This window comes from Streptomyces sp. NPDC057280, from assembly GCF_042668605.1.
Taxonomy (GTDB): Bacteria; Actinomycetota; Actinomycetes; order Streptomycetales; family Streptomycetaceae; genus Streptomyces.
In genome coordinates this window covers 377719-390228 of the sequence record NZ_JBHUYR010000006.1, presented here as the reverse complement: position 1 = coordinate 390228, position 12510 = coordinate 377719, and the positions used below count along the sequence as shown (strand labels likewise).

Genomic DNA, 12510 nt, shown 5'->3' with positions numbered 1-12510 from the left:
CCCATGAAGGCAGCCGTCGTACGAGCCTTCGGCGAGCCCCTGGTCATCGAGGAGCGCCCCGACCCCGCACCCGGCCCCGGCCAGGTCCGCATCCGGGTCGAGGCCTCCGGGCTGTGCCACACCGACATCCACGCCGCGCACGGCGACTGGCCCGTGAAGCCCAGCCCTCCGTTCGTGCCCGGCCACGAGGGCGTCGGCATCGTCGAGGAACTCGGCGCCGGTGTCACCCACCTGAGCCTCGGGCAGCGGGTCGCGGTGCCGTGGCTCGGCAAGGCCTGCGGACGGTGCGAGCACTGTCTGTCCGGCTGGGAGACGCTGTGCGAGCAGCAGATCAACACCGGGTACGGCTGCGACGGCGGCTACGCCGAGAAGATGCTCGCCTGGGCCGACTTCGCGCAGCCGGTGCCCGACGGTGTCAGCGCGATCGACGCCGCCCCGCTGACCTGCGCGGGCGTCACGACGTACAAGGCGCTCAAGGTCGCGGGGGTGCGCCCGAGCCAGCTGGTCGCCATCTCCGGCGTCGGCGGGCTCGGTCATCTCGCCGTGCAGTACGCGAAGATCGCCGGTGCCACCGTCGCCGCGATCGACGTCACCGACGACAAGCTCGAACTCGCCGCGGAACTCGGCGCCGACCTCGTCATCGACGCCCGCAAACAGGACGTCGCCGAGGTCCTCAAGGCACACGGCGGCGCCCACGCGGCGATCGCCCTCGCCGTGAACGAGGCCGCCTTCGCGGCCGTCAACTCCGGGCTGCGGCGCGGCGGCAAGCTCGTCATGGTCGCGCTGCCCGCGCACGGCACGATCCAGGTCCCGATCTTCGACACCGTCCTGAACGGGACGAGCGTGATCGGCTCCATCGTCGGCACCCGGCAGGACCTCGCCGAGGTGTTCGACCTGCACGCGGCCGGCCGCACCAGGGTCATCAGCGAGACCCGGCCGCTGTCGTCCGTCAACGACTCGATCGAGGACGTCCTGCGCGGCCAGGTCAAGGCCCGCATCGTCTTCGACCTCGCCCTGGGAAGGTGAACGTGATGGAACTGCCCGTCGTCGTAGGCGTCGACGGCTCCGAACCGAGCCTGCGCGCCGCGGACTGGGCGGCCGACGAGGCCGCGCTGCGGGGTGTGCCGCTGCGGGTGGTGTACGCCTGCCGGTGGGACCGCTACGAGGGCGCCGCCCTCGCCCGGGACCTCGGCAAGCCCGACGCCGAGGTGCTGCCGCAGGACGTCGTCGCCGGCGCCACCCAGCGCGTCCGGACGCGGCATCCCGAACTGAAGGTGACCGGGGAGGTCGTCTTCGAAGAACCCGAGTACAGCCTCGTGCACGAGGGCCGCAACGCCTCCGTGCTGGTCGTGGGCACCCGCGGCCGCAGCGGCGTCGCCGAGGCGCTGCTGGGCTCGGTCAGCCTGACGGTCGCCGCGCACGCCGACTGCCCGGTCATCGTGCTGCGCGGCAACCACGACACCAAGGCCTCGCACGGCACCCAGGGCCGCGTCGTCGTGGGCGTCGGTGAGGACCCCGAAGAGGCGGCGGCCGTACGGCGGTTCGCCTACGAGGAGGCCCGGCGGCGCGAGGTCGTGCTGGACGCCGTGAAGGCCTGGCGGTGCCCCGCGCACGAGACCACCGACCACCCCCTGCTGGCCGACGCCCCCGCCCGGCTGCACGCGGAGGAGGCCGAGAAGTCCCTGGCCGAGGCCCTGCGCGACGCCCCGCCGGACGTCGAGATACGGCCCCGCACGCTGGAGGGCCCCGCCCGCCGCATCCTGGTGACCACGTCGTTCGGCGCCGACCTGCTGGTGGTGGGCGCGAAGCGGCGCAAGGGCCACCTGGGCCTGCAACTCGGCCGCGTCGCCCACGCCGCGCTGCACCACTCGGCGTGCCCGGTGGCGGTCGTACCGCACCCGGTGTGAACGGCACCCTTGCCGCGCGGCCCCGGGCTCCGTCCCGCGGACCGCGCGGCGGGCACCCGGCTCAGGAGGAGAGTTCGGCGCGCCACGGCCGTGGCCACTCGCCCGACGGGGGAGGAGCACCCGCGATGCCCAGATCACGCCGGGCGCACTCATAGAAGGCGTCCCGCGCGGTGCTCGCCCGCCTGAGGGCGAGAGTCCAGTCCTGCGGGGCCGCACACCCTTCCCGCACCAGCAACTCGATCGTCCACACCATCTCGTGCCAGCGCCGCGCCGCCGCGATGGTGGCGGCGTCCCCGATCAGCAGCACCGACTCCCACTCCGCCGTCCGCCGCGACTCCGCCTCCGCGAGCAACGGCAGCCCCTCGGCCGACGGCAGGGGATCGGCGACGTCGGGATACCCCAGGGCCGCCCCGATCCGCTGGGCGATGCGCAATTGCGCCTTCAGGACGTTGCCGTAGGAGCCGTAGATCTCGAAGCGCTTCTCGTCCCACCGTTCCTCGCGCTGCCGCTTCCACTTCCTGCGCTCGGTGAGGCTCTGCGCCGCGTACGACCCCACCGAGCCGACGACCACGCCGAGCAGTGCCGGCAGCTGATCCATGAGCGGCATCGTCCCCCCTGTCATTCACCCCGCCCGTGCTTGCCCCGGAGCCCCTACCCACCCCGCGGGCCGGTCCACCCCACGAGGGCCGACCGGCCCAGCGGAGCCGCCCGGGCGGCCCATGGGAGCGGCGCCGGATCCGCTGGACGCTCTAAGTGACGAGAAGATCTGTGAGGAGATCCGTCATGACGGACGACACACTCAGCCGGCCCCCGGTCCACGCCCTGCTCGCGGACGGCAGCACGGTCTGCATCCGCCCGGTACGGCGCGGTGATCACGACCAGCTCCAGGGGCTGTACGAGGAGATGTCCCCGGAGAACCTGCGGCTGCGGTTCTTCGCCGCCAGCCGTCGCTCCGCCGAGATGGCCGCCGACCGCGCCTGCGCCTCGCGCCCCGGCTACCGGGCCCTGCTGGTCGAGCGGGAGGGCCAGGTCCTCGGTCTGGCCGAGTACGACGCCGCCGGCGCGGACCAGGAGGCGCACACGGCCGAGATCTCCATCGCGGTCGCCGACGGACTGCACCACCGCGGCGTCGGCACCCTGCTCATCGAGCATCTCGTCTCCGCCGCCCGAGCCGAGGGCATCACGGCCTTCACCGCCGACGCGCTCAGCGAGAACCACGAGGTACTGCGGCTCTTCGCCGACCTCGGCCTGCGCACCGCCCGCCGCTTCGAGGGTCCTGAAGTGCGCTGCACCATCGCCCTCGACGACAGCGACAGCTACCTCAGCGCGGTCGAGGAACGCGGCCGGGCCGCCGACATCGCCAGCATGGAACCGCTGCTGCGCCCCCGCTCGGTCGCCGTCGTCGGCGCCGGACGCAAGCCCGGCTCGGTGGGCCGGGCCGTGCTGCACCAGCTGCGCACGGGCGGATACACCGGGCAGCTCTTCGCGGTGAACCCCGCCGCGCACGCCATCCTCGGCGTGCCGTGCCACCCTTCCGTCACCGCGCTGCCCAGGACACCGGACCTCGCGGTGCTCGCCGTACCGGCCGCCGCCGTCCCCGCGACCGCCGAGGAGTGCGGCAAGGCGGGCGTGCGCGCCCTCCTCGTCGTCACCGCGGGGCTGGCCGCCGACCAGGCCAAGGCCCTGCTGACGGCATGCCGTGAACACGGCATGCGCCTCGTCGGCCCCAACTGCCTCGGCCTCTCCAACACCGACCCCGCACTCCGCCTCGACGCCACCTTCGCCGCCGGCCACCCGCGCCCCGGCACCGCGGGCGTCGCCGTCCAGTCCGGCGGCGTCGGCATCGCCCTGCTCGACGGGATGTCCCGGCTCGGCATCGGCGTCTCCTCCTTCGTCTCCCTCGGCGACAAGTACGACGTCAGCGGCAACGACATGCTCCAGTGGTGGGAGAGCGACGGCCGCACCGACCTCGCCCTGCTGCACCTGGAGTCCTTCGGCAGCCCCCGGGCCTTCTCCCGCACCGCCCGCCGTGTCACCCGCCGGATGCCGGTCCTCACCGTCGACGCCGGCCGCACCGAGGCCGGCCGGCGCGCCGCCGCCTCGCACACCGCGGCCGCCGCCACCCGCACCATGACCCGCGGCGCCCTGTTCACCCAGGCCGGCATCACCGCCACCCGCTCGGTCGGTGAACTCCTCGAAGCCGCCGCCCTGTTGCACTCCCAGCCGCTGCCCGCCGGACCCCGCGTCCTGATCGTCACCAACGCGGGCGGCGCCGGCGTCCTGGCGGCCGACGCCTGCGCCGAGGCCGGGCTCACCCTCCCGACGCCCACCCCCGAACTCATCGACGAACTGCTCGCCGTCCTCCCCGAGGGCGCCGCCGTCGGCAACCCCGTCGACGCCACCGCCGCCGTCTCGGAGGGGCAGCTCATGGACTGTGTGGACCGGATCATGCGGTACGGCGGGATCGACGCCGTCCTCGTGGCCTTGGTCCCCACGGCGGTCGCCGCGGCGACCGGCGACGACCTGGTCCGGGCTCTTACCGGCGCCCCCGGACACCGGGCGAAGCCGGTCGCCGCGGTGCGACTGGAACAGGCCCTGCCCGTCGAGCTGTTGCCGACCACGGCGGGCGGCACCGTCCCGTCGTACGCCGAACCCCAGGCGGCGGCACGGGCGTTGGCCCACGCGGCCCGCCGTGCGGCCTGGCTCGCGCGCCCGGCCGGCACGGTCCCCGACCTCGACGGCGTGGAGACGGAACGCGCCCACGCCGTCGTGGAGGCCTGGCTCGACGCCCATCAGGACGGCGGCTGGCTCGGCCCGCGCGACTGCGCCGAACTCCTCGCCTGCTACGACATCCCCCAACTGGCCTGGGCCTGGGCCGACACCGAGGACAGCGCCGTCCTCGCCGCCCAACGGCTGCGCGGCGCCGACGGCCGGGTCGTGATGAAGGGTCACTGGCCGGGGCTGCTGCACAAGAGCGCCGAGCACGCGGTCCACCTCGACCTGCGCGGCGACGCCCAAGTGCGCGCCGCCTACCGAGACCTGGAGACCCGGTTCGCCGGACTGCTGACCGGAGTCGTCGTCCAGCCGCTCGCCGACCGCGGCACCGAGTTGTTCGCGGGGGTCGTGCAGGACCAGGTCTTCGGGCCGCTCGTCCTCTTCGGGCTCGGCGGCACCGCCACCGAGATCCTCGCCGACCACGCCGCCCGGCTAGCCCCGCTCACCGACCACGACGTGCACGACCTGATCACGGCACCGCGCTGCGCCCCGCTCCTCTTCGGCGCCGGCGGGGCCCGGCCGGTGGACCTCGAGGGCCTCGAACAACTGCTGCTGCGGCTGTCCCGCATGGCGAGCGACCTGCCGCAGCTCGCCGAGGCCGACTTCAACCCCGTTCTCGCGACACCGGGCGGAGTCAGCGTGCTCGATGCGCGCGTGCGCCTGCTGCCGCGCAGGCCCCAGGACCCGTATCTGCGCCGTCTCCGCTGAGGAGGGAGAACCATGAAGCACAACAAGGTCGGCTCCGTCATGACCACGGACGTCGTCCGCGCCCGGTACGGCGCGCCCTTCAAGGAAGTGGCCCGGCTGCTGGGCGAGCACCGCATCAGCGGACTGCCGGTGGTGGACGAGGACGAGAAGGTCGTCGGTGTCATCTCCGAGACCGATCTCATGATCCGGCAGGCCGACGCCCCGGACCCCTACGAACCGAAGAAGCGCTTCCGGTTCGCCGCGCTGACCCGCGGCGGCCGTGCGCGGGCCGTGAAGGCCAGGGCCCGTACGGCAGGCCAGTTGATGACGGCGCCACCCGTCACGGTCTTCGCCGACGACACCATCGTCGAGGCGGCCCGCACCATGGCCGCACACCACGTCGAGCGGCTGCCCGTCCTGGACGAGGAGCAGCGCCTGGTCGGCATCGTCACCCGCCGCGACCTGCTCCAGGTCTTCCTGCGGCCCGACGCCGGTATCCGCGCCGAGGTCATCGACGAGGTCCTGGTCCGCGCCCTGTGGCTGCCGCCGCGCAGTGTCGAGGTGACCGTGGTCGAGGGCGTCGTCACGCTCTCCGGACACATGGAGCGCAAGAGCGAGACGGAGATCGCCGTCTCGATGACCCGCCAGATCGACGGCGTGGTCGATGTCGTCAGCAAGCTCACCTACCGGCTCGACGACTCCCATGTGGAGCCCGCCCCCCAGGCGTTGCACGGCGTGGGCGACGACTGGCTCCGCAAGCTGTGACCTCACCGACCCAAGGCCCGAAAGGAGGTGGACCGTCATGTCGGGTGGCGTGCTGGTCGCCTACGGGACGACGAACGGATCCACCGCGCAGATCGCCGAGACCGTCGCCGAAGTGCTGAACAAGGCGGGCCTGCAGGCATGGGCCCGGCCGGCCGCCTCCGTCAGGAGCGTGGCCGACTACGACGCCGTGGTGGTGGGGGGAGGGCTCTACGCGGGGCGCTGGCACCGGCACGCGCGCCGCTTCGTCCGCCGCCATCACCGCGCACTCGCCCAGAAGCCACTGTGGCTGTTCAGCAGCGGACCGCTGGACGCCTCGGCGTCGGAGAAGGACATCCCGCCGGTGCCCGGTGTCCGGCGTGCCATGAACCGGCTCGACGCCCGCGGCCATGTCACCTTCGGCGGCTGCCTGGTGGAGGGCGCGAAGGGACGCATCGCCAAGATGCTCGTCCGCAACGGGAAGGGCGGCGACTTCCGGGACTTCGCCCGGATCGAGGAGTGGGCCCAGGGCATCGCCGACGAGCTGACCAAGGTCAAGTGAGGAGAGACGGGAATGATCGAGCTGCTGCACGGCCGGCCGGCCCTGCCCGACCTGTTCGGCTGGGTCGAGGCCGGTCACCCCGGGACGCACGGCGTCCCAGGACTGCACGCGATCCGTATCGAGGAGCACCTCACGGACGAGGCGTACGTGCTGCGGGCCGAACTCCCCGGCCTCGACCCCGCACGGGACGTCGAGATCACCGTCGAGGACGGGCTGCTGACGCTGCGCGCCGAGCGCGCCGCGGAGCTCACCGACAACCACCGCACCGAGATCCGGTACGGCACCTTCGCCCGCTGCGTCCGGCTGCCCGCCGGGGCGCAGGGCGACAAGGCGACCGCCGCGTACAAGGACGGCGTGCTGACGATCACGGTCCCGGTGCCCAGGGCGAAGTCGGGCACCACGACCATCCCGGTGCGGCACGGCTGATCGGGGCCCGTGCCGTCACGTCCGCGCACCCGGGCTGGGGAGACCGGGTGCGCGGACGGCCTCGCGGAGGCCCACGCTGGAGTTGTGGGGGGAGAAAGGCAGGCATCGTCATGAAGGGCTTCGTCTTCCACGGCCCCGGGCAGTCCTCCTGGGAGGACGTCCCGGACCCCGGCGTCAAGGAACCCACCGACGCGATCGTCCGCGTCGACACCGTCACCATCTGCGGCACGGACCTGCACATCCTCAAAGGCGACGTGCCCGAGGTCCGCCCCGGGACCGTCCTCGGGCACGAGGCGGTCGGCGAGATCGTCGAGGTCGGCGGCGACGTCCGCACGGTACGCCCGGGGGACCGCGTCCTCGTCTCCTGCATCACCTCCTGCGGCCGCTGCCGTTACTGCCGGGAGGGCGCCTACGGCCAATGCCGGGGAGGCGGGGGCTGGATCCTCGGCCATCTGATCGACGGCACCCAGGCCGAGTACGTCCGGGTCCCGTACGCCGACCTGTCCGTCCACCCGCTGCCCAGCACCCTGGACAGCCCGGACGCCGTGCTGCTGGCCGACATCTTCCCGACGGCCTACGAGGTCGGCGTGCTCAACGGCCGGGTCCGGCCCGGCGACACCGTCGCCGTCGTCGGTGCCGGCCCCATCGGGCTGGCGGCCGTCGCCACCGCCCGGCTGTTCGCCCCCGAGCGGATCGTCGTCGTGGACCTGGCCGCGTCCCGGCTGGACGCCGCCCGGTCGTTCGGCGCCGACGCGGTGGCCTTCGCCGGCGAGTCCCCCGAGCAGCTGATCGCCGACCTCACCGACGGACTCGGCGCGGACGTGGCCATCGAGGCCGTCGGCTTGCCGGAGACCTTCGAACTGTGCACCCGCGTGGTGCGGCCCGGCGGGCACGTGGCCAACGTCGGCGTGCACGGCAGGCCGGCCACCCTGCACCTCGAAGAACTGTGGATCAAGAACCTGACCATCACCACCGGTCTCGTCGACACCCACTCCACCCCCACCCTGCTGCGGATGGCCGCCGCCGGCCGACTGCCCACCTCGTCCCTGGTCACGCACACCTTCCCGCTGGACGCCATGGAGGAGGCATACGACGTCTTCGCCGGCGCCGCAGACACCGGCGCCCTGAAGGTGGTGCTCGGCGCGCCGCGGCACGACGTCGTCGCCGTGCCGGCGGCCTGACGGCCCAAGGGGCCCTGCCGCGGGGGCCGTTCGGCCTCTGCGGCAGGGCCCGGCGCGCGAGTGACGCTGACGGGGCCGACCATCGAGCAGGCACGTGGGAGGTGCCATGGACGCGTCCGCTCGGCCTTCGTCGTCCGCGCTGCGCGCCGCACACGAGCGGTACGTCACCGCACCCGGGGAGCCGCCTCAGGTGCGGTTGCTGGTGGCGGACTCGTGGCGGCGGTGCGCGGCGGGTGTGGTACGGCCCGACGGGAGCCGTTTGCCGCCCGTGCGCCGGACGGCCGGGGACCTGGCCGCCTACCGCCGTACGCATCCGCTGGCGGCCGTCCTGCCTCTGTTCCGGGATCTGCTCGGGTCCGGCGCCGCGGACGACGGGCACGTGTTCGCCGTCGGCGACCGTGACGGCACGCTGCTGTGGGTCGAGGGGGACACGGCGGCCGTCGGGCGGGCCGAGCGGATGCACTTCGCCGAGGGGGCCCTGTGGTCCGAGGCGCAGGCGGGGACCAACGCACCCGGCACGGCGCTGGCGGTGGGCCGGGCGGTGCAGATCGTGGCGGGCGAGCACTACAGCTCCGCCGCGCACGCCTGGTCCTGCGCGGCCGCGCCCGTGCGCGATCCCGGCACCGGCCGGGTCCTGGGCGTCGTCGACCTCACCGGCGGCGGCACGATCGCCACGCCCCCCGCCTTCGCCGCGGTGCGGGCGGCCGCCCTGGCCGCCGAGGCGGAACTGGCCCGCACCCTCTCCGCCCCGCCCGTCCTGCTCCGGCCGGACGCACCCGCGCCGAGCCTCCCGGAAAGCGGCGTACGACTGGCGGCACTCGGCCGGGACAACGCCCTGCTGGAGGGCGCCGGACGCACCCACCGGCTCAGCGCGCGGCACAGTGAGATCGTCGTGGCGCTCGCCCTCCGGGCCTGCGGCACGACCGGCGACCGGCTCGCGGTGGACCTCTCGGAGCGGGAGGTGCCGCCCTCGACGCTGCGCGCCGAGCTGACCCGGCTGCGTGCGGTGCTCGGCCCCGATCTGCTCGGCTCCCGCCCCTACGCCCTCCTGCTCCCGGTGCACGCCGACTTCGCCGAGGTGGCCGAACTCCTCGCCCAGGGACGCGTGGACCGCGCGCTGACCGCCTACCCGGGCCCGCTGCTGCCGCGCTCCGAGGCGCCCGTCGTCGTGGAGCACCGCCGGGCGCTGGAACAGCAGCTGCGCGGCGCCGTCCTCGGCAGCGGCGACGCGCGCCTGCTGCGCCGCTGGGTGGCCGCGGACTGGGGCGCCGACGACGTCTCCGCCTGGCGGCACCTCACCCGGAACCTGCCCGGCGGCTCACCGCAACGCGCCGCGGCGGCCGCTCGCGCGCATGCGCTGGACGCCGCTCTGGCCGTCCCTCCGCAGGCGGGCCGGCATGCAGCGTGGTTGCAGCGTTCCGGCGCCTAGCGTGCGGAGCATCACCACGATCGTCGTGACGTGATCGGAAAGGGGACGGTCATGAAGTACGAACCTCCGGGCAGGCCGGGCAGCGTCGTCGACGTCGCACCCCGGTACGAGAACTTCATCGGCGGCAAGTGGGAGGCACCCACCACCGGGCAGTACTCCACCAACCTGTGCCCCGCCACCGCCAAGCCGATCTGCGAGGTCCCCAAGTCCGGGCCCGAGGACATCGAACTCGCCCTGGACGCCGCGCACGCGGCCAAGGAGACGTGGGGCGAGGCCACCACGGCCCAGCGCGCCGCGGTGCTGAACCGGGTGGCCGACGCCATCGACGCCCACCGCGAGGAACTCGCCGTCGCCGAGAGCTGGGAGAACGGCAAGCCGGTCCGCGAGACCCTGGCCGCCGACATCCCGCTCGCCGCCGACCACTTCCGCTACTTCGCCGCCGCGGTCCGCGCCGAGGAGAGCGAGATCACCGAGATCGACAAGGAGACCATCGCCTACCACTTCCGCGAGCCGCTCGGCGTGGTCGGCCAGATCATCCCGTTCAACTTCCCGCTGCTGATGGCCGCGTGGAAGCTGGCCCCCGCGCTCGCCGCGGGCAACGCCACGGTGATCAAGCCCGCGTCGCCGACCCCGTGGTCGATCCTGAAGCTGATGGAGGTCATCGGCGACATCGTCCCGCCCGGTGTCCTCAACGTCGTCAACGGGCCCGGCGCCGAGATCGGCAAGGCGCTGGCCACCAACAAGCGCATCGCGAAGGTCGCCTTCACCGGCGAGACCACGACCGGCCGGCTGATCATGCAGTACGCGTCCCAGAACATCATCCCGGTCACGCTGGAACTGGGCGGCAAGTCGCCGAACATCTTCTTCGACGACGTGGCCGCGGCCGACGACGACTTCCTGAACAAGGCCGTCGAGGGACTCGTGCTCTACGCCTTCAACAAGGGCGAGGTGTGCACCTGCCCCTCCCGCGCGCTCGTCCAGGAGGACATCTACGAGGAGTTCATGGGCCGCTGCCTGGAGCGCATCCGCGCCATCGAGCAGGGCGACCCGCTCGACACCGCCACCATGATCGGCCCCCAGGTGTCGAAGCAGCAGATCGAGAAGATCGCCTCCTACGTCGACATCGGCGTCAAGGAAGGCGCCGAACTGCTCACCGGAGGCCACCGGCCCACCCTCGAAGGGGAGTTCGCGGAGGGGTACTTCTACGAGCCGACGGTCCTCAAGGGCCACAACAGGATGCGGGTCTTCCAGGAGGAGATCTTCGGACCCGTCCTCGCCGTCACCACCTTCAAGGACGAGGCCGAGGCCCTCGCCATCGCCAACGACACGCTCTACGGCCTCGGCGCCGGCGTGTGGAGTCGCGACAGCGCCCGCGCCTACCGGATGGGCCGCGCCATCAAGGCGGGCCGCGTCTGGACGAACTGCTACCACCTGTACCCGGCCGGCGCCGCGTTCGGTGGCTACAAGGTCTCCGGCATCGGCCGCGAGACCCACAAGATGATGCTGGACCACTACAGCCAGACCAAGAACCTCCTGGTCAGCTACGGCGACAAGTCGCTCGGGCTGTTCTAGGCGACCAGGGGACAGGGCAACGGCAGGAGGTGCAGCGACATGCCGGAGAACGGCACCGTCGGGCGCGTCACCGCCACGGGGGAGGGCGACATGCTCGTCGGCGTGGTGGCCGACTGCACCTTCCCCATGAACGGGCTGCGTTTCGTCACACGCGTCAAGGCGCCACGGCGCCACACCAGTTGAGGAGTGGAACATGAAGGCAGCAGTCGTCACCGACTTCGGCAAGCCGCTGGACATCCAGGACCGGCCGATACCCGAGCCCGGCCCCGGTCAGGTGCTCGTCCGCATGGAGGCCTCCGGGCTCTGCCACACCGACATCCACGCCGCGCACGGCGACTGGCCCGTCAAGCCGCAGCCGCCCTTCGTCCCCGGCCACGAGGGCGTCGGCCCCGTCACGGTCCTCGGCGCGGGCGTGCCGAGGTCGCTCCTCGGCAAGCGGGTCGCCGTCCCGTGGCTCGGCTCGTCCTGCGGCACCTGCCGCTACTGCGTCTCCGGCTGGGAGACGCTGTGCGAGTCCCAGGTCAACTCCGGCTACTCCGTGGACGGTTGCTACGCCGAGTACGCCGTCGCGAACGCCGGCGCGGCCGTGCCGGTCCCCGACGGGGTGAGCTCCCTCGACGCGGCTCCGCTGACCTGCGCGGGCGTCACCACGTACAAGGCGATCAAGGTCGCCCGCGTGGTACCGGCCGAACGCGTCGCCGTGTTCGGCGTCGGCGGCCTCGGCCACCTCGCCCTGCAGTACGCACGACTCGTCGGCGGCTTCGTCACCGCCGTCGACCTCGAACCCGACAAGCTCGGCCTCGCCCACCGGCTCGGCGCCGACCAGACCGTCAACGCGCGCACCCACGACCCGGTCGAGGAGATCAGGAAGGCGGGCGGCGCCGACGTCGCCGTCGTGCTCGCCGCCGCACCCAAGGCGTTCGAGCAGGCCTACAAGTCCCTCAACCGCGGCGGACGCCTCGTCATGGTCGCCCTGCCCGCCGACGGCGCCTCCATCGACGTACCCATCTTCGAGACCGTGCTCGGCGGGATCTCCGTCATCGGCTCCATCGTCGGCACCCGCCAGGACCTCGCCGAGGTCTTCGCCCTGCACGCCGCCGGACGCACCCAGGTCATCGCCGAACCGCGGCGCCTGGACCAGGTCAACGACTCCTTCGACGAGGTGCTGGGCGGCCGGGCCGAGGCACGGCTCGTCTTCCAGTTCTGACAGTTCTGACCAGTTCCGTGGGC

At 73.2% G+C, this 12510-nt stretch carries 12 protein-coding genes; 11 read left to right on the top strand and 1 reads right to left on the bottom strand.

Going from position 1 to position 12510, the window contains the following annotated elements; genetic code table 11:
* The first annotated feature begins 3 nt into the window (after nucleotides 1-3).
* Together ACFUO4_RS31830 and ACFUO4_RS31825 are read left to right on the top strand one after the other, a co-directional pair.
* The gene (locus ACFUO4_RS31830; RefSeq protein ID WP_383491358.1) at nucleotides 4-1026 is read left to right on the top strand and encodes a zinc-dependent alcohol dehydrogenase; all 1023 of its coding nucleotides are present in this window, start codon (nucleotides 4-6) and stop codon (nucleotides 1024-1026) included.
* 5 nt (nucleotides 1027-1031) lie between these two features.
* Nucleotides 1032-1907, top strand: a complete 876-nt coding sequence (locus tag ACFUO4_RS31825; protein ID WP_383491357.1) for a universal stress protein — start codon at nucleotides 1032-1034, stop codon at nucleotides 1905-1907.
* 61 nt (nucleotides 1908-1968) lie between these two features.
* On the opposite strand, the gene ACFUO4_RS31820 is transcribed toward ACFUO4_RS31825, so the two are convergent.
* Nucleotides 1969-2505, bottom strand: coding sequence for a hypothetical protein (locus ACFUO4_RS31820; protein WP_383491355.1), 537 nt, complete (start codon nucleotides 2503-2505; stop codon nucleotides 1969-1971).
* 185 nt (nucleotides 2506-2690) lie between these two features.
* Here ACFUO4_RS31820 and ACFUO4_RS31815 point away from each other — a divergent pair, with 185 nt between their 5' ends.
* The 9 genes from ACFUO4_RS31815 (at nucleotide 2691) to ACFUO4_RS31775 (ending at nucleotide 12487) form a co-directional block, all read left to right on the top strand.
* Complete coding sequence (locus ACFUO4_RS31815) at nucleotides 2691-5390, top strand: GNAT family N-acetyltransferase (RefSeq protein ID WP_383491353.1); 2700 nt, start codon at nucleotides 2691-2693, stop codon at nucleotides 5388-5390.
* A 12-nt stretch (nucleotides 5391-5402) separates the two neighbouring features.
* Nucleotides 5403-6134: a CBS domain-containing protein gene (locus ACFUO4_RS31810; RefSeq protein ID WP_383491351.1), complete on the top strand. Its 732-nt coding sequence runs from the start codon at nucleotides 5403-5405 to the stop codon at nucleotides 6132-6134.
* 37 nt (nucleotides 6135-6171) lie between these two features.
* Complete coding sequence (locus ACFUO4_RS31805; protein ID WP_383491349.1) at nucleotides 6172-6672, top strand: flavodoxin domain-containing protein; 501 nt, start codon at nucleotides 6172-6174, stop codon at nucleotides 6670-6672.
* Nucleotides 6673-6684: 12 nt separating this feature from the next.
* A complete protein-coding gene (locus tag ACFUO4_RS31800) occupies nucleotides 6685-7098 on the top strand; it encodes an Hsp20/alpha crystallin family protein (protein ID WP_383491347.1) in 414 nt (137 codons plus the stop codon).
* Between the two features lie 110 nt (nucleotides 7099-7208).
* Nucleotides 7209-8279: a zinc-dependent alcohol dehydrogenase family protein gene (locus ACFUO4_RS31795; RefSeq protein ID WP_383491345.1), complete on the top strand. Its 1071-nt coding sequence runs from the start codon at nucleotides 7209-7211 to the stop codon at nucleotides 8277-8279.
* A 106-nt stretch (nucleotides 8280-8385) separates the two neighbouring features.
* Nucleotides 8386-9708, top strand: coding sequence for a transcriptional regulator (locus tag ACFUO4_RS31790; protein WP_383491343.1), 1323 nt, complete (start codon nucleotides 8386-8388; stop codon nucleotides 9706-9708).
* Nucleotides 9709-9759: 51 nt separating this feature from the next.
* A complete protein-coding gene (locus ACFUO4_RS31785; RefSeq protein ID WP_383491341.1) occupies nucleotides 9760-11280 on the top strand; it encodes an aldehyde dehydrogenase family protein in 1521 nt (506 codons plus the stop codon).
* 39 nt (nucleotides 11281-11319) lie between these two features.
* Nucleotides 11320-11463 carry a hypothetical protein gene (locus ACFUO4_RS31780; RefSeq protein ID WP_383491339.1) on the top strand — a complete coding sequence of 48 codons (144 nt, stop codon included), beginning with the start codon at nucleotides 11320-11322 and terminating at the stop codon, nucleotides 11461-11463.
* A 10-nt stretch (nucleotides 11464-11473) separates the two neighbouring features.
* On the top strand, nucleotides 11474-12487 hold the full coding sequence (locus tag ACFUO4_RS31775) for a zinc-dependent alcohol dehydrogenase (protein WP_383491338.1): 1014 nt from the start codon (nucleotides 11474-11476) through the stop codon (nucleotides 12485-12487).
* Nucleotides 12488-12510: the final 23 nt, after the last annotated feature.